The following is a 24,651-nucleotide window of genomic DNA, read 5'->3' on the forward strand; positions in this document are numbered from 1 at the left end:
GCGAGCGCACGGACGGGAATGGCCCCGGGGCGGATATCCCCAGGGCCATTCCCGTCCGTGCGCTCGCGACGCGATCAGCCGTCCACGAGGTAGCGGCTGTACGCCGGTACGGTCAGGAAGGTGGGGAAGTCGTCGCCCAGCGCGACGTCGGCGAAGAGCTCCGCGGCGTCGTCGTAGCGGTCTCCCTCGAAACGATCGAAACCGGCGACGGCCTCCCGCACCAGCCCGGCCACCCAGTCGCGGGTGATCGGCGTTCCCTCGGCGGTGGACTGGTCCTGGTGGATCCACTGCCAGATCTGCGAGCGGCTGATCTCCGCGGTCGCGGCGTCCTCCATGAGGTTGTCGAGCGCCACCGCGCCGAGGCCGCGCAGCCACGCCTCGATGTAGCGGATTCCGACCGACACGTTGTCGCGCACCCCGGCCTCGGTGATGTCGCGGCCGATGCGCACGTCGAGCAGCTGCGCCGCGGTCACCTCCACGTCGTCGCGCTGGCGATCCACCTGGTTGGCGCGGCCGCCGAGCACCGCGTCGAACTCGGCCTGCGCGACCGGGATGAGATCCGGGTGCGCCACCCAGGTGCCGTCGAAGCCGTCGTTCGCCTCGCGGTGCTTGTCGGCGCGCACCTTCTCCTCGGCGCGAGCCGTGACCTCGGGATCGCGACGGTTCGGGATGAACGCGCTCATACCGCCGATCGCGTGCGCCCCGCGCCGGTGGCAGGTCTTGACGAGCAGCTCGGTGTAGGCCCGCATGAAGGGCACGGTCATCGTGACCTCGCTGCGGTCCGGGAGCACGAAGCGCGCGCCGCGGCCGCGGTAGTTCTTGATGATCGAGAAGATGTAGTCCCACCGGCCGGCGTTGAGGCCGGCGATGTGATCCCGCATCACGTAGAGGATCTCCTCCATCTCGAACGCGGCGGGCAGGGTCTCGATGAGCACGGTCGCGCGGATCGTGCCGTGATCGAGGCCGAGCGCCTGCTCGGTGTAGGTGAAGATGTCGTCCCACAGCTTCGCCTCCTCGCTCGACTCGAGCTTGGCGATGTAGAAGTAGGGGCCGCGGCCGCGCTCGACGAGCTCCCGGGCGTTGTGGAAGGCGTAGAGGCCGAAATCGACGAGGCTGCCGGAGGCGGCCCCCGCCTGGCCCTGCGCGTCGACGAAGCGGATGTGCTTCTCGACGAGGTGCCAGCCGCGCGGGCGCATCACGATCGTGGGGGTGCGCTCCGCGGTGACGCGGTACTCCTTGCCCTCCGGGCTCGTGTACTCGAGCTGCTCCCGGATGGCGTCGTGCAGCGACAGCTGTCCGCCGATCACGTTGTGCCAGGTGGGGCTCGTGGCGTCCTCCTGGTCGGCGAGCCACACGCGCGCGCCGGAGTTCATGGCGTTGACGGTCATCTTCGGGTCGGTGGGGCCGGTGATCTCGACGCGGCGGTCCTCGAGCCCCGGGCCCGCACCGGCGACGCGCCAGCTCGCATCCTCGCGGATGCTGCGGGTGTCGTCGCGGAACTTCGGATCGCGTCCGTTGCCGATCTCGTAGCGGCGGCGCTGGCGGTCGGCGAGCCGCTCATGACGGGTGCTGGCGAAGCGGTGGTGCAGCTCGGTGAGGAACTGCAGAGCCTCGGGGGTGAGGATCTCGTCGCTCCGGTCGAAGGGACGGCCGAGCACCTCGATGCGGGCGGTGCCGGAGGAGATGGCGGTCGACGTGGACTGCGGAGCCGCCTGCATGGTGGTCATGATCTGGTCCTTTGCGTGAGAGGTGTGCTGATGCGGTGTAGTTCCATCCTGGGGGCGCCGCACCCTCCGAATAGAGCGATTCCGGGGGTGAAATTCTCGATTTATTCTGCTTGCCGGAATAATGCGGCTCTGGCACCATGGGTGCATGACACTTCTCGAAACAGGCGTCGGCACCCCCCGCGGCGCGGACATCGAAGCGGAGGAGGGCGGCGACGCCCTTACGCTCGGCCGGCGCATCCGCGAGCGGCGTACCGGGCGAGGGATGACCCTCGAGCAGCTGGCCGCGGCGGTCGACCGCGCGCCCTCCCAGCTCTCGGCGATCGAGAACGGCAAGCGCGAGCCCCGGCTGCCGCTGCTGCGCGCGCTCGCCGCCGCGCTCGGCTCCACCGTCGACGAACTGCTCGTCGATGAGGCGCCGAACGAGCGGGCGGCGCTCGAGATCGCGGTGGAGCGCGCGCAGCGCGGGGCCGTCTTCCGCTCCCTCGGCATCCAGCCCATTCGGGTCTCCAAGGCCACGAGCGACGAGACGCTGCAGGCGATCCTCGGGCTGCACCAGGAGGTGGAGCGACTGCATCGCGAGCGGGCCGCGACCCCGGAGGAGGCGCGCCGGGCGAACACCGAGCTGCGGCGGGAGATGCGAGTGGCGGGCAACTACTTCGCCGACCTCGAGCGGACGGCGACCAGCCTGCTCGACAGCGTGGGCTACACCGGGGGGCCCGTCTCGCAGCAGACCGTCTCGAACGTCGCCGAGAAGTCGGGATTCAGCCTGCACTACGTGTCGGACATGCCGCACTCGACGCGGTCGGTGATCGATCGTCGCAACGGTCGCATCTATCTCAGCAGCAACCTGCCCTCCCGCGACGCGCGGGCGCCGATCCTGCGTGCCCTCGCGAGCCTCGTGTGCGGTCACGAGGAGCCGCGCAACTACGGCGACTTCCTGCGGCAGCGCGTCGAGGCCAACTACCTCGCGGGCGCCGTGCTGCTGCCGGAGGAGGCGACGGTGTCGCTGCTCTCGGAGGCCAAGCAGCAGCGTCAGATCTCGATGGAGGATCTGCGCGACGCGTTCGCGGTCTCCTACGAGATGGCCGCCCACCGCTTCACCAACCTCGCCACGGAGCGCCTCGGTCTCGAGGTGCACTTCATGAAGGCGCACGAGTCGGGCACGCTCATCAAGGCCTACGAGAACGACGGCGTGCGTTTCCCGTCCGACGCGCTGGGCAATTTCGAGGGCGCGACGGTGTGCCGCAACTGGACGGCGCGCACGGTGTTCTCGCAGCCCGACCGCTTCAACCCCTGGTACCAGTACACCGACATGGCCTCGGGCGGCACCTACTGGTGCACCTCGCGCGTGGAGAAGGCGAAGGAGGGCCTGTACTCCGTGAGCGTCGGGGTGCGTTTCGAAGACGTGAAGTGGTTCCGCGGGCGTGAGACCCCGCACCGTTCGCAGTCGTTCTGCCCCGATGACCGGTGCTGCCGGCGCGCGTCGAGCGACCTCACCCGCAAGTGGGAGGCGGCCGCCTGGCCCGAGGCGGCGACCCCGACCAGTCTGCTCGCCGCACTGCCCACCGGGACCTTTCCCGGAGTGGACTCGAACGAGGTCTACGCCTTTCTCGAATCGCACGAGTGAGACCGACGAAGATCCCCGTCCGATTTTTCCGCTACGGAGGTGCGCGGCCGCCCGCCGCTGCGATAGCGTAGAGGAACAGGGCCGCACGGCCCGCTGCCGTTCGAGATTGAAGAAGGGGTGATGACGTGAACAGTGAGAATCATGCTCGTCGCGCCGACAACACCGAGGTACGCTCCACTCAGCAGTTCCGCGATGATCTCGGTGCGATGATCCGCACGCGGGCGACCGATCTGACGATCGACGAGCGCGAGGCGGTCGAAGCGCTGCCCTCCGGCGCCGCTCTGCTCGTGGTGCGTCGCGGACCGGATCTCGGTGCGCGCTTCCTGCTGGATCAGGATGTCACCGTAGCGGGCCGTCATCCGGCCGTCGATATCTTCCTCGACGATGTGACGGTCTCCCGCAAGCACGCGGAGTTCCACCGTCGCGGCACGGGGTTCTCGGTCGTCGATCTCGGCTCGCTCAACGGCACCTTCTGCGACGGTGCCCGCATCGACGGCGAGATCGAGCTCGAAGACGGCGCCGAGGTGCAGGTCGGCAAATTCCGTTTCACCTTCTTCGCCTCGCGTTTCGACCTGGGCGAGGACGCCTAGCATGGCGGCCGCACAGGCCAGCCAGCAAGCTCCGGGTCTTCTCAGCATCGGCCAGGTGCTCGCGCGCCTGCAGGACGACTTCGCCGACCTCACTCCGTCGAAGCTGCGCTTCCTCGAGGAGCAGGGCCTCGTCACGCCTGAACGCACCAAGTCGGGGTACCGCAAGTTCTCGCAGGAGCACATCGAGCGTCTGCGCCTGATCCTCACCCTGCAGCGCGACCACTATCTGCCGCTCAAGGTGATCGCCGAGCTGCTCGAGGAGATGGACGCGGGACGCGACCCGCTCATCCCCGGCGCTGCGTCTCGCAGCGCGTCGAGCATTCTCGCACCGAAGCGGGTGCTGAGCAGCGAGGAGCTGCGACGTTCGACCGGTGCGAGCGCGCGCTTCCTGGGCGAGGCCATCGCCGCTGGGCTGCTGCCCGCTGCCGAGGTGTTCCCGCACGATGCGGTCGCCCAGCTGTCCGCGCTCCTCAAGCTCGCCGAGCAGGGGATCACTCCGCGGCATCTGCGCTCGCTGCGCGTCTCGGCCGAACGAGAGGCGGAGCTGATCTCGCACGCCGTTTCGACGCGGGGTATGAAGAACGGCACTCCCGCGGGTACAGAGGGGGCTCTCGAACTCGCGGGATACCTCGACACGGTGCGCTCCGGCGTGTTGCGCAGGCGGTTCGGCAGCTTCTGAACGGTGCTCGATCGGCGTGATTTCAACCTTCAACTTCAGGTAGAGGTCGACACGCTGAAATTGATCGTCGGCGGTCGTTGCACGGGGGTGTTCATCTGGGTAGCGTTGATGGAGTTCGGCGCACGTGCATGCGGCGCCGCGGAGAGAGGAACACGATGGAGCACACCCAGCAGCCGTCCGGTGACGCGGTCTCTCCGTCGACGCCAGTTCCGGGTGCTCAGCCGCTCTCGATCGATTCCGATCTGCTCTTCGACGACGGACTTCCGCGCCCCAACCAGGATGGCGGTTTCAAGGGTGCCACGGCTGCGCGAGCGGCCGGTATCAGCTACCGGCAGCTCGACTACTGGGCGCGCACGGGTCTCGTCGAGCCGACCGTGCGAGGGGCCAAGGGATCGGGGTCGCAGCGCCTCTACGGGTTTCGGGACATCCTCGTGCTGAAGCTCGTCAAGCGCCTGCTCGATACGGGCATCTCGCTGCAGCAGATCCGCACGGCGGTGGCGCAGCTGCACGAGGCGGGCGTGCACGACCTCTCGCAGACCACGCTCATGAGCGATGGCGCCAGCGTCTACCTCTGCACGTCGAATGACGAGGTGATCGACCTCGTGAGCCGCGGGCAGGGCGTCTTCGGCATCGCGGTCGGCAAGGTGCTCCGCGAGGTCGAGAGCTCGCTCGTCGACATGGACGAGCACCGCGAGCAGGTCGAGCCGACCACGGACGAACTCGCGGCTCGTCGGCAGGGCCGCAAGAAGATCTCCTAGCGGGCGAGGCCCCCGCGGAACGCGAGATCCGCCCGGGAGCGTCCTCGAGCCTACTTGGAGGTGCGTGCGGCGTCCATGCCCGCGGAGCGGAGGATCCGGTCGAGCACGAGGTCGAAGTTCGCGGCCATCTCCTGAGAGGCCTCGCCGGGCCACATGTGCACCGGCTTCGCGGCGCCCTGGGCCTGCTGCAGCGACGGGCGCTCGGGCAGCTGCGGGTTCAGCACCAGCGGGCCGAACATCTCGCGCAGCTCGCGGATGCGGAACTGATGCTCCATGGACTGCGGCTGCGTGCGGTTGATGAGGATGCCGAGCGGCTGCAGGCGGGGGCTCACGCCGCGGCGGATCTCCTCGATCGCGCGCAGGGCGCGGTCGGTCGCGGCGACGGCGAAGAGGCTCGGCTCGGCGACCACGAGTACACGATCGCTCGCGGCCCAGGCCGTGCGGGTGAGCGCGTTGAGCGAGGGCGCGCAGTCGATGAGCACGAGATCGTACTCCGACTCGACCACGGCGAGCGCCTCCTCGAGCTTCCAGATGTCTCGCGTCGAGGGATGCGGGCCGTCGAAGTTGATGGCCGACGGGCTGCCCACGAGCAGGTCGATCACCCCGCCCTCGTGATACTCGTTCCAGCCGCTGTGGGCGATCGCCGAGCGCACCGTCTTCTCCTTGGGGCTCTCGAGCACGTCTGCGACGTTCGCGAAGCCCTCGGGGTTGACCGCGAGTCCCGTCGAGACGTCGGACTGAGGGTCGAAATCGACCACCAGCGTCCGCAGGCCGCGGGAGAACGCCGCCGAAGCGAGGCCGAGCGTCACGGTGGTCTTGCCGACCCCGCCCTTGAGGGAACTCACACTCAATACATGCACGCGACAAGTTTAGTCGATTCGAGCTGTGCCGTGCCTAGACCACCCGCAGGGAACGGAGAAGCGCCGTGCTTCCGGGGCGCACTCCCCGGAAGCACGGCGCTTCAATCGCTCGAGACTGCGGTCAGTGCTCCGAACGGTAGAGGAACGCGGCCATGGCCTCGCGGGTGACGCTGCTCGACGGCCCGTAGGCCGGCTTGCCGCTGGGCTGCTTGATGCCGGTCGAGACGCCCGACGCATGCATCCACGAGATCTCCCGATAGAACTTGTCTCCCGGACGCACGTCGGCGAACGGAGACGTCTTCGGCGGGAGGTACGTCTTCGGCGCGTTCATGCGGTAAAGGAACGCCGCCATCGCCTCGCGGGTGATCGTCGACTTCGGCGCATAGGCCGGCTTGCCCGAGGCCTTCCGGATGCCGGTCGACAGGCCCGTCTCGTACATCCAGGCGATCTGGGTGTAGAACTTGTCGGTCGTCCGCACGTCGGAGAACGGCGAGGTCCGCGGGGGCTGGTAACCCTGCGGCGCATCGAGTCGGTAGAGGAACGCCGCCATCGCCTCGCGGGTCACGTTGGCCTTCGGCTCGTACACGGAGTAGACGTTGCCCTGCGCATCGGTCTTCTTGATGCCCGTCGACAGCCCGCTGTCGGACATCCAGAAGATCTCCTTCGCGAACTTCGAGGAGGCGTTCACGTCGCGGAACGGCATCTTCAGCACGCGCGCGGTCGGATCGCTCGTCGCGGTCGTCGGCAGGAAGCCGTCCTTCGTGCCGGTGACGGTGACGGTGACGGTCTTGCCGACTGCGGAGGCCGGCACGACGAAGGTCGCGCCGGTGGCGCCGGCGACCGCCTTGCCCGCGACGTTCCACTGGTAGGCGAGCGCCGTGCCCGAGGGCCAGCCGGACGCCTTGGCGGTGAGCGTCAGGCTTTCGCGGGGCTCACCCGAGATGGCCGGCTTCGGCGCTGGATCCAGTGCGTACTCGGTCACCGCGAGCGAGGTGGAGCACTCGGTGCAGGTGCCGCCGAGCGTGGCCACGTGCGCGGCTGCGTCGAGCGTGCCGCCGGAGGCCGAGCTGCGCACGGTCGCCGAGAAGGTCACCGAGGCGTCGGCGCCGGTCGCGGTGGCGGGAACCGCCCACGACAGCGTCTTGCCGTCGAGGGTGAGGCCCTCGGGCAGCGGGTCCGCGAGCGTCGCGCTGTTGAGCAGCGAGGTCGCATCGATGGTCACTACCGAGGTCGCGAGCGGGATCCTGCCGGTGTTCGCCGCGGTGAGCGTGTACTCGACCTCGTCGCCGCGCTCGAGCGCCTCCTCGCGGTCCGGGGTGGTGAGCGTCACGGTCAGCTTCTCGGGCCAGGCGGGCTTGCCCGGGGTCAGGATCCAGTCCTCCCAGAACGCGGTCAGATCGCGGCCCGAGAGATCCTCGGCGAGCGACTTCAGGTCCGCTCCGGTGACGCTGGTGCCTGCGTGACGTGCCTGCCACTCCTTGACGAGCGTGAAGAAGGCGTCATCGCCGATGGCGATCTTCAGCGCCTCCCAGAACTGCGCGCTGCGGGTGTAGGTCTGGTAGCTGTAGAGGCGCGAGGAATCGGTTTGCGCGCCCGGGGGGATGTTCCAATTGGCGCTCGTCGGCGCGGTGCCGTTCCACGAGTTGAAGTAGGTCTGCTCGGTGGAGTTGCCGCTGCCGAAGCCGGCCGCGCTGTTGTAGTGGGTGGGGCCCCAGGTCGCCATGCCCTCCGCGATCCAGATGTCGGTCCAGGTGGTCGGCGAAACGTTGTTGCCGTACCACTGATGCACGAGTTCGTGGATGAGCGTGTTGCCCCCGACGGAATTCGCGGACGGGAAGAAGGACCGATCCTGCGTTTCGAGCGCGTAGTTGATGGCGCTGGGAACCGTGTCGACGATCACCCCAGTGCTGTTGCCCGGATAGGGTCCGTAGACCTTCTCGAGGTTCTGGGTGAGGGTCTCCAGCTGGGCGACACGGTTGGTGATCGTCGTCTTGTTCGCCGTGGAGAGGGTCGAATCCATGAACGACCAGCTCGGGATGACACGGCCGTCTGTCAGGGTGATGTCGCCCTCGATGACGTCGTAGCGCCCGATGCCGATCACTGCGAGTTCGGACGCCATCTGCTTGTTCTGGCGCCACTTCCACGTGGTGCGCTGTCCGTCTTCCGACGTCGTGCGCGAGACGAGCTCGCCATTGCTGACGGCGGCCGAGGCAGAGGTTCCTGCACCCGTAGCGGTCGACAGCTGGCTCGGGATGTCGATGGTGAAGGTGTAGCTCGCCTTGTCGGCCGGGGTGTTGTTGTGGGGGTAGCCGGCCATCATGCCGATGGGCTGCCCGAGCAGCACGGCGCCGTCGGTGGTGGCGCTCCACCCCTCCTGCGAGTTGTCGGCGTCGATGTGCGCCACGGGCTTGCCGTGATAGCCGATCGTCGTAGTGAAGGTACCGCTCACCGGTTCCTCTGGCGTGACGATGAGCTTGTACTTGATCGCCGCCGCGTCGATGTCGCGTGTCCATTCCGCGGGCTCTCCGTTGACGAGGACGGAGTCGATTTCCATACCCTCGAAATCGAGCGAGAACGAGCGCAGGTGCTCGGACGTGGTGGCGGTCATCGTGGTCGTCGCCGCAGAGATGCTGCCCGCGAGGAGATGCGGGCCGGACGGGGGAGGTCCGGGCTGGGTCTCGTCGGGCGACCACGCGATGGCGACGTCGTAGTCCAGCGCGTCGTAGCCGCCATTCCCGACGTTCGGGAACATGGCGTCGCCGGAGGTGCGAGCACCATCGATGGGTTCGTGGGCGAAGGCGGGAGATGCGGGCAGTGCGAGCAACCCTGCAGCGAGCGCGAGCACTGCCGCTCCTGAGAGCGAGCGGCGTGTGCGCACGCCGCTATCTGGTCTGGTGATGTTCATGGCATCCTTCGGACGGAGATGTGTAAGTGGTGACCCGGGGGGTCGACGATGACGATCCGCGCAGGTTGCGACCAACCTATTGGGTGAATGTTTCGGTGGGAAGTCGCTGATGAGGCCGCTGTTCTGCACCCCTCCAGTCGTTCTATGGAGACGGTCTGCGAGGAGGGGGACGTCGGACGGAGACGGCCGGCCTGCCGGGTCGCGCGTACGAGACACCGCGCTGCGGCGTCTCGTACGCCTTCGGGAATGGCTACCATGTATCTTGATATCGAACGATTTCCCGGCCTGGGCAGCCGCTGATCACTGATGACAAGAGGAGTATTCCGCGTGTTCAAGAAGGTTCTGGTTGCCAATCGTGGTGAGATCGCGATCCGTGCGTTTCGTGCGGCGCATGAGTTGGGCGTGTCGACGGTGGCGGTGTTCCCGTTCGAGGATCGGAATTCGCTGCACCGGCTGAAGGCCGATGAGGCGTACCTGATCGGTGAGGTCGGGCATCCGGTGCGGGCGTATCTCGACGTCGCGGAGATCGTCAGGGTGGCGGTGGAGTCGGGTGCCGACGCGATCTACCCGGGCTACGGCTTCCTGTCGGAGAACCCGGAGTTGGCGGCCGCGGCGGAGGCCGCGGGGATCCGCTTCATCGGACCGGGTCGTGTCGCGCTGGAGATGGCGGGCAACAAGGTCGCGGCGAAGGAGCACGCGATCGCGGCGGGGGTGCCGGTGCTGAGGTCGACGCCGCCGTCGACGGATATCGACGCGCTGGTCGAGGGTGCGCGCGGGATCGGGTTCCCGGTGTTCGCGAAGGCGGTTGCCGGTGGCGGCGGTCGCGGGATGCGGCGTGTGGAGCGCGAGGAGGATCTGCGCGACGCTCTGGAATCGGCGATGCGGGAGGCGGAGTCGGCGTTCGGCGATCCGACGATGTTCATCGAGCAGGCGGTGCTGCGTCCCCGCCATATCGAGGTGCAGGTGCTGGCGGATCGGACGGGTGCGACGGTGCACCTGTTCGAGCGGGACTGCTCGGTGCAGCGGCGGCATCAGAAGGTCGTGGAGATCGCGCCGGCCCCGAATCTGTCCCAGGAGAAGCGCGATGAGCTGACGCGGGACGCGGTCGCGTTCGCGCAGTCGATCGGGTACGAGAACGCGGGCACGGTCGAGTTCCTCCTGGACACCGAGGGCGAGCGCGCCGGCGAGCACGTGTTCATCGAGATGAATCCGCGCATCCAGGTGGAGCACACCGTCACCGAGGAGGTGACGGACGTGGACCTCGTTCGCTCGCAGATACGGATCGCAGCGGGGGAGACGCTCGCGGAGCTGGATCTCACGCAGGATCGGATCCAGCTGCGGGGGGCGGCGCTGCAGTGCCGGATCACGACGGAGGATCCCGCGAACGGCTTCCGGCCGGATCTGGGCCGCATCACGGCGTATCGCTCGCCGGGCGGCGGCGGGGTGCGCATCGACGGCGGCACGATCAACGTGGGCGCGCAGATCAGCCCGCACTTCGATTCGATGCTCGCGAAGCTGACCTGCCGGGGCCGCAATTTCGAGGACGCGGTGGTGCGGGCCAGGCGTGCGCTCGGCGAGTTCCGGATCCGCGGCGTCGCGACGAACATCCCGTTCCTGCAGGCCGTGCTCGCCGATCCCGCCTTCCAAGCGGGGGATGTGGCGACGTCGTTCATCGAGGAGCGCGCGGAGCTGCTCGCGATGAACAAGCCCAAGGACCGTGCGACGCGTCTGCTGCAGCATGTCGCGAACGTGACGGTGAACCAGCCGAACGGCGCCCGGCCGGGCGCGGCCGATCCTGCGGCGAAGCTGCCCGCGGCCGATCTCGCGCTGCCCGCGCCCGACGGATACCGGCAGCGGCTGCTGGACCTGGGGCCGGAGGGGTACGCGCGGAGCCTGCGGGAGCAGACGGCGCTCGCGGTCACCGAGACGACGTTCCGGGACGCGCACCAGAGCCTGCTCGCCACCCGTGTGCGCACGAAGGATCTCGTCCGCATCGCACCCCACGTCGCGCGTCTGACGCCCGAGCTGTGGTCGGTGGAGGCGTGGGGCGGCGCGACCTACGATGTCGCGCTGCGCTTCCTGGGAGAGGACCCGTGGGAGCGACTGGCGGCGCTGCGCGAGGCGCTGCCGAACGTGCCGATCCAGATGCTGCTGCGCGGCCAGAACACGGTCGGGTACACGCCCTACCCGGCAGGGGTGGCGCGTGCGTTCGTGCGGGAGGCCGCTGAGACCGGTGTGGACGTGTTCCGCATCTTCGACGCGCTGAACGACGTGAACCAGATGCGCGTGGCGATCGACGCCGTGCGCGAGACGGGCACGAGCGTGGCCGAGGTCGCGATGGCGTACACGGGCAACCTGCTCTCGCCCGCGGAGGACAAGTACACCCTCGACTACTACCTGCGCCTCGCCGACTCGATCGTGGAGGCGGGCGCGCACGTGCTCGCGATCAAGGACATGGCCGGCCTGCTGCGGCCCGCTGCGGCCGCGAAGCTCGTGACCGCGCTGCGCGAGCGCTTCGACCTGCCGGTGCACCTGCACACGCACGATACCCCGGGCGGTCAGCTCGCGACCCTGCTCGCGGCCTCCGCGGCCGGCGTGGACGCCGTCGACGCGGCCTCGGCGCCGATGTCGGGCACGACCTCGCAGCCCTCGCTGTCGGCGCTCGTCGCGGCCCTCGCCGACACCGACCGCGACACCGGCCTCTCGCAGGACGCCGTCTACGCCCTGGAGCCGTACTGGGATGCGGTGCGGGCGCTGTACAAGCCGTTCGAATCGGGGCTGCCGTCGCCGACGGGGCGCGTGTACACGCACGAGATCCCCGGCGGGCAGCTCTCCAACCTGCGCCAGCAGGCCATCGCGCTGGGGCTGTCCTCGAACTTCGAGAAGATCGAGGACATGTACGCCGCGGCCGACCGCATCCTCGGCCGCATCCCGAAGGTCACGCCCTCGTCGAAGGTCGTGGGCGATCTCGCCCTGCACCTCGCAGCCGTCGATGCCGACCCCGCCGATTTCGAGGCGAACCCCGAGAACTACGACGTGCCCGATTCGGTCGTCGGCTTCCTCGCCGGTGAGCTCGGCGAGATCCCCGGCGGCTGGCCCGAGCCCTTCCGCTCGAAGGTGCTCGCCGGCCGCGACGTGAACATCGAGGTCGCCCCCATCAGCGACGACGACGAGGCCGCGCTCGCCGGCGGCAGCGAGGAACGGCGCGCCACGCTCAACCGGCTGCTGTTCCCGCAGCCCACCCGCCAGTACGAGCAGGCGCGCGAGCAGTACGGCGATCTGTCCGTGCTCGATACCCCCGACTACCTGTACGGGCTCGAGGCCGGGCAGGAGCACGCGATCGATCTCGCTCGCGGCGTGCGCCTCTACGTCGGGCTCGAGGCCATCGGCGAGGCCGACGACAAGGGCGTGCGCACGGTCATGGTGCGCGTCAACGGGCAGCTCCGGCAGGTCTTCGTGAAAGACGAATCGGTGACCGTCGAGGCCGCCATCGCGGAGAAGGCCGATCGTACGATTCCCGGCCACACGGCGGCGCCGTTCTCCGGCACCGTCACGGTGAAGGTCGCCGTCGGCGACGCCGTCGAGGCCGGACAGCCCGTCGCCACGATCGAGGCCATGAAGATGGAGGCCGCGATCACCGCACCCGTCGCGGGCACCGTCGAGCGCATCGTGTTCGCGGGCACCCGCTCCCTCGAGGCGGGCGACCTCATCGCCGTCATCTCGTAGGCTGCGGCGGTTGCGACTCGCTTCGCTCGCTCAACCGGCGTTTTCCGCTGATTGAGCGAGCGAAGCGAGTCGAAATCGAGGAACCCAGATATTCGATACCTTAGGGGACTATGGCGATTCGAGAGATCAGACTGTTCGGAGACCCGGTGCTGCGCACGGTGTGCGATCCCGTGTCGGAGATCGACGACGGCGTGCGAGCGCTGGTCGTCGACCTCTGCGAAACGGTCGACATGGACGGGCGGGCCGGTCTCGCGGCGACGCAGATCGGCCACACGCAGCGCGCCTTCAGCCTGAACATCGACGGCGAGATCAGCTACCTCATCAACCCCGAGATCGTGGCGCTCGAGGGCGACCCGGTGCCGACCGGCGAGGGATGCCTCTCCGTGCCCGATCTGTGGTTCGACGTGATGCGCTATCCGCGGGCGACGGTGCGGGGGATCGACCTCGACGGGGCAGAGGTCGTGATCTCGGGGGAGGGCCTGCTCGCGCAGGCGCTGCAGCACGAGTGCGACCACCTCGACGGCAAGCTCTACATCAACCGCCTGGACCGCGAGGCGCGCGGCGAGGCGATGCGGCAGATCCGCCAGTCGAGCTGGTTCTGAGCCGAGCCGGATCGCAGCGACGGGACACGCGAGAGGGGCGGTGACCGGTTGAACCCGGTCACCGCCCCTCTCCGCTGTGCGCGGCGCCGGGCTACTTGCCGACGCTGACGGCCTCCGTCTGCGGGTTGTCGCCGTAGAGCTTCGAGATCTCGCCCGCGAAGTCGCGCAGGATGTTGTCGCGCTTGATGCTCATCTTCGGGGTGAGGTGGCCGTTGGCCTCGATGAACTCGGTCGGCAGGATCACGAACTTGCGGATCGACTCGGCCCGGGAGACGTACTTGTTGCCGTGATCGATGGCGCTCTGCACCTCCGCGAGCACCTTCGGATGCGCCGAGGCCTCCTCGAGCGTCATGTTCGGATCCTCGCCGTTGTTGTTGAGCCAGGCGGGGAGCATCTCGGGATCGAGCGTGACGAGCGCCGAGATGAAGGGCTTCTGGTCGCCGACCACCACGACCTGCCCGATGATGGTGTTGGACCGGATCGGATCCTCGAGGGCCGCCGGAGCGACGTTCTTGCCGCCGGCGGTGACGATGATCTCCTTCTTCCGGCCCGTGATCGAGAGGTAGCCGTCCTCGTCGAGCGACCCCAGATCCCCCGTGCGGAAGAAGCCGTCCTCGGTGAACACGGACTTCGTGGCCTCGGGGTTGTTCCAGTACTCCTTGAAGACGTCGATGCCCTTGACCTCGATCTCGCCGTCCTCCGCGATGCGCACGGTGTGACCGGGCAGAGCGGGGCCGACGGTGCCGATCTTGAACTTATCGGGCAGGTTGACCGTGACCGGGGCCGTGGTCTCGGTGAGGCCGTAGCCCTCGAGGATCTTCACGCCGAGGCTGCGGTAGAAGTGGCCGAGGTAGTGGCTGAGCGGCGCCGAGCCCGACACCGCGAAGCGCACGTTGCCGCCGAGGCGCTCGCGCAGCTTCGCGTACACGAGCTTGTCGAAGAGCTTGAACTTGAGGCCGAGCATGAACGGCACCTTGCCGGCGTCGAGCGCCTCGGAGTGCTCGACGGCCACCTTCGCGGCAGCGCGGAAGATCTTGCCCTTGCCCTCGGCCTCCGTCTTCTGCTCGGCCGAGTTGTAGACCTTCTCGAAGACGCGCGGCACGGCCAGCAGGAACGTCGGCTTGAACGTGCCGAGCGCGGGCAGCAGCTGCGTGGTGTCGGCCTGGTGGCCCACCCGCACGCCGGAGTGGACCGCGAGCACGGAGATGAAGCGCGCGAAGACGTGCGCGAGGGTGACGAACAGCAGCGTCGAAGAGCCGGGCTGCTGCACCACCTCGGAGAGCGCCGCTGCGGAGTTGCGCGAGAGGTCGACGAAGTTCGCGTGGGTGAGCACGCAGCCCTTGGGGCGCCCGGTGGACCCGGAGGTGTAGATGAGGGTGGCGATGTCGCTGCCGATCGCGAGGGAGCGACGGCGCTCGATCTCCTCGTCGGCCACGTCCTTGCCCGCGGCGTGCAGCGCGTCGAGCGCTCCCTGGTCGAGACGCCAGTCCAGCGTGATACCGGTCGCTTCGGCCCGGATCTCCGCGAAGCGCTCGGCGTGCTCCGCCGTCTCGGTGACGATGCCCCGTGCGCCGGAGTCCTCGAGGATCCAGTGGATCTGCAGGGGGGAGGAGGTCTCGTAGACGGGGACCATGACGGCGCCGGCGTAGTGCAGGGCGAAGTCGACCAGCGTCCACTCGTAGCTCGTCTTGCAGATGAAGGCGATCCGGTCGCCGGGCTCCACACCCGCGGCGGCGAAGCCCTTCGCGAGCGCGACCACCTGCTCGCGGAACTCCGCGGCACTGATGTCGCGCCATCCCTCGCCCTGCGGCACTGCGAAGAGCGACCGGTCCGGGGTCGTGGCGACGCGCTGCTCCAGCAGGTCGGTGATGTTGTCCTCCGGGACGGAGGGGATCAGGATCGGGGTCTCAGACTGTTGCACGGCAGCTCCTTCGATACCTCGTCGGGGAAACACGGCGGTGCTTCCGCAGCACCGCGATCATGCCTTCAGCCTATACGCATACCGTCGAGGCGCCCCGGCTCGGCTATTCTGTTCTGAGACGAGAGGAAATCGCCCGCCGTGCTCTATTGGATTTTTAAACACCTGATCATCGGGCCGTTCTTGAAAACGATCTATCGCCCGTGGGTGGAGGGTGCCGAGAATATTCCGGCGTCGGGCCCGGTAATTATTGTGGGAAACCACCTGTCGGTGATCGATTCCTTCTTCATGCCGCTGATGATCGACCGGCGCGTGTACTTCCTCGCGAAGAGCGACTACTTCACGGGTCGCGGCCCGGGGGGCTGGCTGGTGAAGAACTTCATGCTCGCCGTCGGCCAGCTGCCGATCGACCGCTCCGGCGGCAAGGCGTCCGAGGCGTCGCTCAACACCGGGCTGAGCGTGCTGGACCGCGGCGACGTGCTCGGCATCTACCCCGAAGGCACCCGCAGCCCCGACGCGAGACTGTACCGCGGACGCACCGGCGTGGCCCGCCTCGTGCTCGAGTCCGGCGCGACGGTGGTCCCCATCGTGATGATCGACACCGAGAAGGCCATGCCCATCGGGGTGAAGATCCCGAAGATCCGCAGGATCGGAACGGTGATCGGCAAGCCCCTCGATTTCAGTCGGTTCGAGGGCATGAGCGCCGACCGATTCGTGCTGCGCAGCGTAACCGACGAGATCATGCTCGAGATCCAGAAGCTGAGCGGGCAGCAGTACGTCGACGTGTACGCCTCCAGCGTACGCAACCGGTAACGCACGCGATCGGCGGGCGCGGGCTAGTAAGCTGAGAGGGTTGCGGTCTTGGACCGTGACATCCGCGTACCCGTATTTCACACGAAGGATCCGGAAGAGCTGATGACGATCCAGACCACTGACACTGCTGCATCACGAGCGTTCGCGGAGCTCGACGCGTATCGCGAGCGCGAAGCGAAGCAGCAGCCGAGCTGGCCGGATCCCGCAGCGGTCGCCGCAGCGTCAGCCGAGCTCGCCTCGCAGCCGCCCCTCGTCTTCGCGGGCGAGGCCGATCAGCTCCGCGAGCGGCTCGCCGCCGCGGCGCGCGGCGAGGCCTTCCTGCTGCAGGGGGGCGATTGCGCCGAGACCTTCGCCGCCGCCACCGCGGACAAGATCCGCGACCGCGTGAAGACCCTGCTGCAGATGGCGGTCGTGCTGACCTACGGCGCCTCGATGCCGGTCATCAAGGTGGGTCGCATGGCGGGCCAGTTCGCCAAGCCGCGCTCGAGCAACAGCGAGACGCGAGAGGACGTGACGCTGCCGGCCTACCGGGGAGACCTCGTCAACGGCTACGACTTCACCCTGGATTCGCGCACCGCGAACCCGCAGCGCCTCGTCCAGGGCTACCACGTGTCGGCATCGACGCTCAACCTGATCCGGGCCTTCACGCAGGGCGGCTTCGCCGATCTGCGCCAGGTGCACGAGTGGAACAAGGGCTTTGTCTCGAACCCGGCGAACCAGCGCTACGAGTCGCTCGCTGCCGAGATCGACCGCGCGCTCAAGTTCATGCAGGCCTGCGGCGTGGAGAGCAGCGCGCTCACGCAGACCGAGTTCTACGTGAGCCACGAGGCGCTGCTGCTCGACTACGAGCGCCCCCTCACCCGGGTGGATTCGCGCACCGGCGAGCTGTACGACACCTCGGGGCACATGCTCTGGATCGGCGAGCGCACGCGCGAGCTCGACGGCGCGCACGTCGAGTTCCTCTCCCACGTGCGCAACCCGATCGGGGTCAAACTCGGACCGACCGCGACGGTCGACGACGCGATGCGTCTCATCGACAAGCTCGATCCCGAGCGCGAGCCGGGCCGACTGACCTTCATCACGCGCATGGGCGCCGGCAAGATCCGCGACGTGCTGCCCGGCCTGCTCGAGGGCGTTCGCGACGCAGGTGCGACGCCGCTCTGGATCACGGACCCGATGCACGGCAACGGCATCACCACCGCGACCGGCTACAAGACGCGGCGCTTCGACGACGTCATGGACGAGCTGCTCGGGTTCTTCGAGGCGCACCGCGAGGTCGGCACCTTCCCGGGCGGTATCCACGTCGAGCTCACCGGCGACGACGTCACGGAGTGCCTCGGCGGCTCCGAGAACATCGACGAGGCGGCGCTCGAGACCCGCTACGAGTCGCTCTGCGACCCGCGCCTCAACCACATGCAGTCGCTCGAGCTCGCCTTCCTCGTGGCCGAGGAGCTCAAGCGCCTCGGTCGCTGACGCCGGGAGAGCAACTGCTCGCCGGCAGCGCCCCCGCGGATCACGTGATCCGCGGGGGCGCTGCTGCGCCAGGCGAATCGAAGCTCCGCAGTTCTCGGTTTCGATTCCGCTGCGCTCCGCTCAACCAGCGAAGTACCGCCGGTTGAACGAGCGCAGCGAGTCGAAACCCGCAGAGCTAGAGCGAGATCGTACTCCTGACGCGGATCTCGGTGCCGGCGCGCACGCGCTCGCCGGCACCCGGTTCGGTTCCGGTGGCCTTCGCGAAGTCCCGCAGGGCGTCGGGCACGAGCGTGGTCGGCTGGAACCCGGCCGCCGCGAGCGTGTCCATGGCCTCCTGCAGCGCCATGCCGGAGACGTCGGGGACCTCGAAGAGCTCGGGGCCCAGCGAGATCTGCAGGCCGACGGCGTCGCCCGGGCGCACGGGGTCCGTAGCGGGAATGACGGCGATGGCGCGCCCCTCGGGGATGTCGTCGTGGTGCGCCTCCTGGCGCAGTTCCGGATCCACCGACAACTCGGCGTCGGCGAGCAGGTCGACGGCCTCGCTCTCGCCGAGCCCCGCGACGTCGGGGAGGGACCCGGCGGAGACGTCCAGGCCGACGGCGTCGCCCGGGCGCACGGGGTCGTCCTGCGTGAGGAGCGCGATGACGTGCCCGCGCTCCACGTCGCTCCGGAACGTCTTGCGGCTCAGCGAGGCCTCGACGGTCAGCTCGCTCGCTTCGAGCTCGGTTCTCGCGTCCTGTTCCGACAGGCCGGAGACGTCGGGCAGCGGCCCGGCCGAGACGACCAGGTCCACCGGCGCCTGCTCCGGGTAGGTCTCTCCCATCGGTTCGCCTTCGGGGCTGAGCGCCGCGAGCACGATGTCGTCCGGTTCCTCGCCGAAGCGCCGGTCGATCTCGCCCACGCTGAATCCCGCCTCCTCGATGACGGCTTCGGCCTCGGAGAGGGGGAGCCCCGCGATGGTGGGGACCGGCTTCATCTCGGGCCCGATGGAGCGGCAGAGGCGGATCGGGCTGCCCCGGTCGAGCCTGGTGCCGGCCTCGGGCTCGGTGCGCCCGGCCTTCCCCGCGGGAACGTCGACGCTCGTGCACTCGAACACGTCCGCGCGCAAGGAATGCTGGGCGAGCACCGCCTGCGCGGCCTCCATCTCGCTTCCGGCGACGTCGGGAACGGACACCTGCGATCCCGGTCCCTGACCGAACCACCAACCCGCGCCGCCCGCGAGCACGACGAGCAGCGCCAGGAGCGCCGCGACGATCCGTCCGCGTCTGCTGCGCGTCTGCTGGGAGCTCGCCGCGCGTTCGAGCGGTGAGGCCGGGAGCTGCGGCTGCGCGGCGGTCTCCGACGCGGCGTCCGCCAAACCGGATCCGGCCGCGAGGGCCTGCTGCTGAACGTCGTCGAGCACGGTGGTCGAGGGGGTCGGGAGCTCCCCGTTCAGTTCGGGCAGGACCCGGGTGGAAGCGGTCGGAGGGAGCCCGTGGCGCAGCGGGCGCAGGAACTCGAGCGCCTCGCCCGCGTCGAGCGGTCGCAGCTCGGGATCCCGCTGCGTGGTCCAGCGCACCAGCTCGTCGAGCTCGGGGGTCGCCTCACCGCTCTTGAGCGAGGGGATCGGCACCTCGGAGTGGGCGTGCTGGTACGCGATCTGCATGGGCTGCTCGCCCGTGAACGGCTGGGTGCCCGTGAGCATCTCGTAGAGCATGATGCCGAAGGCGTAGAGGTCGCTCCGGGCGTCGGCGATCCCGCGCGTGACGAGCTCCGGGGAGAGGTAGGCGATGGTGCCGAGCAGCGCCTGACCGGTCGTGGTGTTCGCGCTGACCGCACGGGCCAGCCCGAAGTCGCCGAGCTTGATGCGGCCGTCGTCGGCCAGTAGCACGTTCTCCGGCTTGAGGTCGCGATGCACGATGCCGGCTCGATGCGCCGCGGCGAGGCCGGAGAGCACGGCTTCGCCGATCTCGAGCGCCTGCTCCGTGGTGAGGTGCTGCTGCTGCTTCAGCAGCTCGCGCAGGGTGATGCTGGGCAGATACTCCATGACCAGGTAGGTGCGCCCGGCGTCGTGCCCCTGATCGAAGACGTTCACCAGGTTCGGGTGGGAGAGCCGCGCCGCGCTGCGGGCCTCCTGCTCGAAGCGCCGGGTGAAGTTCTCGTCCTCGGCGAGGTGCTCGTGCATCACCTTCACCGCGACGCGGCGCTCGAGCCGCAGGTCGTTGGCCAGGTACACCATGGCCATGCCGCCGCGGGCGATGCGCGAGCGGATCGCGTATCGCCCATCGAGCGTTTGCCCGATCATCGGGTCGACAGGCGCAGAAGTCACGACGAGAGTCTACGGAAGTTCGATCGCGATTCGTTCGACCCGCGCCGAGCTGTCGCGGATTGCGAACGATGCGAGACGCTGGCAGAGTTGAAGCGTGCCAGAGAACATTGCACCCGATACGCCCTTCCTCACGGTTCCCGAACTCGTCGAGCGCTTCGGCCTCGCCCCGGGCAAGATCCACCGCCTCATCGAAGATCACCAGCTCGCCGCGGTGCGCATCGACGGGGTGCTCAAGGTGCCGGCCGAGTTCGTGCTGGACGACCACCCGCTGCCCCCGCTGCGCGGCACGCTGCTGGTGTTGCTCGATGCCGGCTTCGCCGACGACGAGGCGGTGGCCTGGCTGCTCGCGCACAACGACGAGCTGGGGGAGCGGCCGGTGGAGGCGCTGCGAGCCGGCCGCAAGAGCGCGGTGCGACGCGCGACGCAGGCTCTCGCCTTCTGAGGCTCAGGACTTCTGAGGCTCAGAAGGTGCGGCGCGCCGCACGCTCCGCGAGCCGCCTGAGCAGTTCTGCCGCGTCGGAGCGGATCGGAGCGCTCCGCAGCGCGTCCGTCGCCCGGTCGACATTCCGGGTGATCATCTCCTCGACCCGTTCCACCGCGCCGCTCTCGCGGATCGTGCGCTGCAGGATCGCCACCTGCTCGCGATCCAGCTCGCTGCCCAGGAGGTCGTCGAAGATGCGCCGCTGGGTGGGTGGGAGATTCTCCCTGGCGAGCGTGACGAGCACGGTGCGCTTGCCCTCGGCCAGGTCGTCCCCGATGGGCTTCCCGGTGAGCTCCTCGTCGCCGAAGACGCCCAGCAGGTCATCGCGCAGCTGGAACGCGACGCCGACGGGGAGGCCGAAGTCGGAGAGGGCGTGCTCCTGCGCCTCGTCGGCCCCGGCGAGCGCGGCACCGATGAGCAGCGGCGCCTCGACGCTGTACTTCGCCGACTTGTAGACGAGCACACGGGTGGACCGCTCGAGCTGCTCGGTGTGCTCCGCGAATGTCGCCTGCTGCTCCTCGAGCACGTCGAGGTACTGGCCCACCGCCACCTCGCTGCGCATGCGGTTGAAGTGCTCCCGCGTGCGCCGCGAGGCCTCGCGATCGGGCACGGCGTCGCAGGCGGCCTGCAGCAGCTCGTCCGCCCACGACTGCAGCAGGTCGCCGAGCAGGATCGCCCCGGCGAGGCCGAAGTGCTCCGGATCGCCGCGCCAGCCGTGCTGCTGATGCAGCCCCGAGAAGAGCCGGTGCACGGCCGGGCGGCCGCGCCTGGTGTCCGAGCGGTCGATGACATCGTCGTGGATGAGCGCCGCGGCGTGGAACAGCTCGAGCGCGCAGGCGGCGTCGAGCACGGCGCCCAGCTCGCGGTCGACGTCGGAGGAGATGTCGAGCGGCCGTGCGGCGCGGTATCCGAGGGCTGCGAACTGCGCGCGGAAGCGCTTACCGCCCGAGAGGAAGCCGAGCGCCTCGTCGAGCAGCGGCGCCGCGTCGGGACCGAGCGGTTCGAGAGCCCGGCGATGGCGGGCCAGCGTGTCGCCGATCCGCTCCTGAATAAGCCCTGCGAGTCGCGTCGTTTCTTGCACGCAACTAGCCTAGTCGCGGGCCGGAGAAGTAGACTGTATTCAGCGAAGGCTGTACGAGTTTTCGAAAAGTGAAGCAACTCCAGGAGGGTCGTCATGGCGCTGTCAGAACGCGAGCAGCGGCTGCTTGACGAGATGGAACGAGGCTTCTACCAGAGCGAAGCCGATGTGATGCAGACGGTTCCGGCGAGCCGCCGCCGGGTCAACTACCGATCGCTGGTCCTCGGCATCATCGTGGTGCTGGTGGGAGTCGGCGTGCTCGTCGGAGGTGTTGCGGCGCAGCAGCTCTGGCTGGGGCTCATCGGCTTCGCCGTGATGCTCGGCGGAGTGATGCTGATGTTCTGGCGGGGCTCGGAGCCCGGCATCGAGTCGGAGCTCTCGGGTGAGTCGAAGAGCGGCGGCGCGCAGGGCGCAGCCGGGCGCGAGTCGCTCAGCGAGCGCATGGAGCGCCGCTGGGACGAGCGCATGGGCGGCGAACGCTAGCGCAGAGGCCGCCACCCACACTTGCCACAACGAAGGACCGCGGGGAACCGCGGTCCTTTTTTCGTGCCCGCTGCGCGCCCGACGGGTGACGCCGCGCTGCTGCTCCTGCTGCTCCTGCTGCTCCTGCTGCTCCTGCTGCTCCTGCTGCGCAATCCCGCAATCCCTGGCTCGCTCCCCAACGCGCGTCAGTAGTTGCTGCTTCGCGTCGCTTTTGGTGACAACTACTGGCGCGCGAACCCGGGGCGATGCGGGCCTCGTGCGGGCGCGGCTGCGCGTCGGTCGGCGCCTCGGCCGCGATCGCGTCTGGCGAGTGATTCCGCGCTGCCGTCGCGCGACTCCTCCACTTTGCTCCACTTCGGGTCGCGGATGCGTCTCGAGCCGCGTGAATCCGCGGTGATCGATGCGCTTCCGGGCGCGAAACGCGCGGAGTGTCGGCGTGCGGCTGTGCGGGTGCGCGTCCCTGGAGCCGCGGAATCATGCGGCACTCGCGCCCGCGGGGGAGAAAATGGAGCGGAAAACGATTGAAGTGGAGGAAAGTGGAGTAGTGTGGGGTTCCAAAGTCGAGGGAGGGAGGTATCCGTGTTTCTCGGTACCTTCACGCCCAGGCTCGACGAGAAGGGCCGGGTGATCCTGCCGGCCAAGTTCCGCGACGAGCTCGCCGACGGCCTCGTCATCACCCGGGGGCAGGAACGCTGTCTGTACGTGTTCAGCGAGCAGGAGTTCGCCCAGATGCACGACCGCATCCGCCAGGCCCCCGTCACCTCGAAGCAGGCGCGGGACTACCTGCGCGTGTTCCTCTCCGGGGCGCACCCGGAGACCCCCGACAAGCAGAGCCGGATCACCATCCCGCAGAGCCTGCGCGAGTACGCGGGTCTCGATCGTGAACTCGCGGTGATCGGCGCGGGCTCGCGCGCCGAGATCTGGGACGCCGAGGCGTGGCAGAGCTACCTGGCCGAGCAGGAGTCGGCGTTCTCCGACATCGAGGAGGAGGTGATCCCGGGCATGTTCTAGCCCGGATCCACGATGACCCAGCACGAATCACGAGACCCGAGCGCGCTGCACACACCGGTCCTGCTCGCGCGCTGCCTCGAACTGCTCGCTCCCGCGATCGAGCGGAGGGCGGCCGAGGGCCGCACTCCGGTGGTGGTCGACGCCACGCTCGGCATGGGCGGGCACAGCGAGGCGCTGCTCGACGCCCACCCCGAGCTGACGCTGATCGGCCTCGACCGCGATACCGAGGCGCTCGCGCTCGCCGGGCGCCGACTCGAGCGCTTCGGCGACCGCGCGGTGCGCGTGCACGCCGTCTACGACGAGATCGAGCGCGCGGTGCGCGGCGCCGGCTTCGAGCGCATCGACGGCGTGCTCTTCGACCTCGGCGTGTCCTCGCTGCAGCTCGACGAGGTCGAGCGCGGCTTCGCCTACGCGCAGGACGCGCCGCTCGACATGCGCATGGACCAGAGCCGCGGCGAGACCGCTGCCGAGGTGCTCGCGAGCGCCCCGGAAGGCCGCCTGCGAGCGATCTTCGAACGCTACGGCGAGGAGCCGCTCGCCGGCCGATACGCGCGCGCCATCGTGGCGGCCAGGGCCGAGGCGCCGATTCTGCGCAGCGGACAGCTGGTCGAGGTGCTGCAGCGGGCGACGCCGGCCGCGGTGCGCGACCAGCGGCACCCGGCGAAGCGCGTGTTCCAGGCGCTCCGCATCGAGGTGAACGGCGAGCTGTCGGTGCTCGAGCGCGCGATCCCCGCGGCGCTCGAGCTGCTGCGCGTAGGAGGCCGCGCCGTGGTGATGTCGTACCAGTCGCTCGAGGACCGTCTGGTCAAGCGCGAACTGACGAAGCGCAGCAGATCGACGGCCCCGCCCGGGCTGCCGGTCGAGCTGCCGGAGCATCGTCCCGAGTTCCGCCTGCTCACGCGCGGAGCGGAACTCGCCGAGGAGGAGGAGCGCGACCGCAACCCGCGGGCCATCCCGGTGCGCCTGCGCGCCGCTGAGCGAGTGAGGGACGTGCGATGAGCAACACGGTTCCGATCGATATCGAACGAGAAGCGCTGCTCGGCTTCGGCGCGGCGGCCCCGAAGCCGTCGGTTCCCGCGGATCCCTCCGAGCGTCATCTGCGTCTCGCTCCACCGGCGCCGCGCGCCGCGCGGCGGCCCGGCGGCAGCCCGCTCCTCGGCGCGCTCGTCGCCGTCGGAGTGGTGCTCGCGATCCTCGCCACCCAGCTCGGTCTGAGCATCGCGGTGTCGCAGGGAGCGTACGAGACGCGCGCGCTCGAGATCGAACAGCGCGATCTGGCGCGGGTGGAGCGCGTGCTCTCGCAGAACGTCGATCGACTGGCGTCTCCCCAGAACCTCGCGGAGAACGCGGCGGCGCTGGGCATGGTGCAGAACGCCCGGCCGGCCACCCTGCGCCTGAGCGACGGCGCGATCCTCGGCTCCCTCGAATCGCCCACTTCGGAGGTGCGCGGCAACCTGATCCCGAACTCGACTCTCGAGTCGATGCCGGTGGTCGACGCGGCCGGCCTGCTCGTATCTCGGAATCAGCTGAAAGCATCCACCGCCGCGCCGGCGGAGGCGCCGGTACGGTGGAAGGGCAAGCTGCCCGCCCCGCAGACCCACTGATCGGCGCG

20 protein-coding genes are annotated in these 24,651 nt (G+C 69.1%); 14 read left to right on the forward strand and 6 right to left on the reverse strand.

The features are described 5' to 3' along the window. Positions 1-74 precede the first annotated feature (74 nt). Positions 75-1,727: a malate synthase A gene (gene aceB / locus AMS65_RS08240; protein ID WP_075200921.1), complete on the reverse strand. Its 1,653-nt coding sequence runs from the start codon at positions 1,725-1,727 to the stop codon at positions 75-77. 145 nt (positions 1,728-1,872) lie between these two features. Here aceB and AMS65_RS08245 point away from each other — a divergent pair, with 145 nt between their 5' ends. The 4 genes from AMS65_RS08245 (at position 1,873) to AMS65_RS08260 (ending at position 5,381) form a co-directional block, all read left to right on the forward strand. After that, positions 1,873-3,354, forward strand: coding sequence for a helix-turn-helix domain-containing protein (locus AMS65_RS08245; protein ID WP_053383703.1), 1,482 nt, complete (start codon positions 1,873-1,875; stop codon positions 3,352-3,354). A 125-nt stretch (positions 3,355-3,479) separates the two neighbouring features. Next, positions 3,480-3,944: an FHA domain-containing protein gene (locus AMS65_RS08250; RefSeq protein WP_053383704.1), complete on the forward strand. Its 465-nt coding sequence runs from the start codon at positions 3,480-3,482 to the stop codon at positions 3,942-3,944. A gap of 1 nt (position 3,945) precedes the next feature. Continuing rightward, a complete protein-coding gene (gene ftsR / locus AMS65_RS08255) occupies positions 3,946-4,623 on the forward strand; it encodes a transcriptional regulator FtsR (protein ID WP_053383705.1) in 678 nt (225 codons plus the stop codon). Between the two features lie 155 nt (positions 4,624-4,778). Then, entirely contained in the window at positions 4,779-5,381 is a 603-nt protein-coding gene (locus tag AMS65_RS08260; protein ID WP_083451569.1) for a MerR family transcriptional regulator, read from the forward strand. Positions 5,382-5,431: 50 nt separating this feature from the next. Here the strand turns inward: AMS65_RS08260 and AMS65_RS08265 are convergent, their stop codons facing one another. Both AMS65_RS08265 and AMS65_RS08270 read right to left on the reverse strand, forming a co-directional pair. Beyond that, on the reverse strand, positions 5,432-6,241 hold the full coding sequence (locus tag AMS65_RS08265) for a ParA family protein (protein WP_053383706.1): 810 nt from the start codon (positions 6,239-6,241) through the stop codon (positions 5,432-5,434). Positions 6,242-6,362: 121 nt separating this feature from the next. Next, entirely contained in the window at positions 6,363-9,146 is a 2,784-nt protein-coding gene (locus AMS65_RS08270) for a M1 family aminopeptidase (RefSeq protein ID WP_157502159.1), read from the reverse strand. A 327-nt stretch (positions 9,147-9,473) separates the two neighbouring features. Between AMS65_RS08270 and AMS65_RS08275 the strand changes: the two genes are divergently transcribed. Both AMS65_RS08275 and def read left to right on the forward strand, forming a co-directional pair. After that, positions 9,474-12,872 carry a pyruvate carboxylase gene (locus AMS65_RS08275; protein ID WP_053383708.1) on the forward strand — a complete coding sequence of 1,133 codons (3,399 nt, stop codon included), beginning with the start codon at positions 9,474-9,476 and terminating at the stop codon, positions 12,870-12,872. Between the two features lie 110 nt (positions 12,873-12,982). Further along, positions 12,983-13,474: a peptide deformylase gene (gene def, locus AMS65_RS08280; protein ID WP_053383709.1), complete on the forward strand. Its 492-nt coding sequence runs from the start codon at positions 12,983-12,985 to the stop codon at positions 13,472-13,474. A 91-nt stretch (positions 13,475-13,565) separates the two neighbouring features. Here the strand turns inward: def and AMS65_RS08285 are convergent, their stop codons facing one another. After that, a complete protein-coding gene (locus AMS65_RS08285; RefSeq protein ID WP_053383710.1) occupies positions 13,566-15,395 on the reverse strand; it encodes an AMP-dependent synthetase/ligase in 1,830 nt (609 codons plus the stop codon). Between the two features lie 138 nt (positions 15,396-15,533). Here AMS65_RS08285 and AMS65_RS08290 point away from each other — a divergent pair, with 138 nt between their 5' ends. Continuing rightward, entirely contained in the window at positions 15,534-16,205 is a 672-nt protein-coding gene (locus AMS65_RS08290) for a lysophospholipid acyltransferase family protein (protein ID WP_075200922.1), read from the forward strand. A 102-nt stretch (positions 16,206-16,307) separates the two neighbouring features. Next, on the forward strand, positions 16,308-17,678 hold the full coding sequence (locus AMS65_RS08295) for a class II 3-deoxy-7-phosphoheptulonate synthase (RefSeq protein ID WP_053383711.1): 1,371 nt from the start codon (positions 16,308-16,310) through the stop codon (positions 17,676-17,678). Between the two features lie 175 nt (positions 17,679-17,853). Here AMS65_RS08295 and pknB read toward each other — a convergent pair whose 3' ends face one another. Further along, on the reverse strand, positions 17,854-19,962 hold the full coding sequence (pknB, locus tag AMS65_RS08300) for a Stk1 family PASTA domain-containing Ser/Thr kinase (protein ID WP_053383712.1): 2,109 nt from the start codon (positions 19,960-19,962) through the stop codon (positions 17,854-17,856). Positions 19,963-20,080: 118 nt separating this feature from the next. Here pknB and AMS65_RS08305 point away from each other — a divergent pair, with 118 nt between their 5' ends. Then, positions 20,081-20,428: an Rv2175c family DNA-binding protein gene (locus AMS65_RS08305; protein ID WP_053383713.1), complete on the forward strand. Its 348-nt coding sequence runs from the start codon at positions 20,081-20,083 to the stop codon at positions 20,426-20,428. 19 nt (positions 20,429-20,447) lie between these two features. On the opposite strand, the gene AMS65_RS08310 is transcribed toward AMS65_RS08305, so the two are convergent. After that, entirely contained in the window at positions 20,448-21,548 is a 1,101-nt protein-coding gene (locus tag AMS65_RS08310) for a polyprenyl synthetase family protein (protein WP_053383714.1), read from the reverse strand. Between the two features lie 93 nt (positions 21,549-21,641). Between AMS65_RS08310 and AMS65_RS08315 the strand changes: the two genes are divergently transcribed. The 5 genes from AMS65_RS08315 (at position 21,642) to AMS65_RS08330 (ending at position 24,643) form a co-directional block, all read left to right on the forward strand. Beyond that, positions 21,642-22,028, forward strand: a complete 387-nt coding sequence (locus tag AMS65_RS08315; protein ID WP_053383715.1) for a DUF3040 domain-containing protein — start codon at positions 21,642-21,644, stop codon at positions 22,026-22,028. Between the two features lie 63 nt (positions 22,029-22,091). Continuing rightward, complete coding sequence (locus AMS65_RS20470; protein WP_277620061.1) at positions 22,092-22,220, forward strand: hypothetical protein; 129 nt, start codon at positions 22,092-22,094, stop codon at positions 22,218-22,220. A gap of 387 nt (positions 22,221-22,607) precedes the next feature. Then, positions 22,608-23,039, forward strand: coding sequence for a division/cell wall cluster transcriptional repressor MraZ (gene mraZ / locus AMS65_RS08320; protein ID WP_053383716.1), 432 nt, complete (start codon positions 22,608-22,610; stop codon positions 23,037-23,039). Between the two features lie 12 nt (positions 23,040-23,051). Continuing rightward, positions 23,052-24,038: a 16S rRNA (cytosine(1402)-N(4))-methyltransferase RsmH gene (rsmH, locus tag AMS65_RS08325; protein WP_053383717.1), complete on the forward strand. Its 987-nt coding sequence runs from the start codon at positions 23,052-23,054 to the stop codon at positions 24,036-24,038. Then, positions 24,035-24,643, forward strand: coding sequence for a hypothetical protein (locus AMS65_RS08330; RefSeq protein WP_053383718.1), 609 nt, complete (start codon positions 24,035-24,037; stop codon positions 24,641-24,643). Before rsmH ends, AMS65_RS08330 begins: the two co-directional genes overlap by 4 nt. Positions 24,644-24,651: the final 8 nt, after the last annotated feature.

It is taken from the genome of Leucobacter celer subsp. astrifaciens, assembly GCF_001273835.1.
In the GTDB taxonomy this organism is placed as follows: domain Bacteria; phylum Actinomycetota; class Actinomycetes; order Actinomycetales; family Microbacteriaceae; genus Leucobacter; species Leucobacter celer.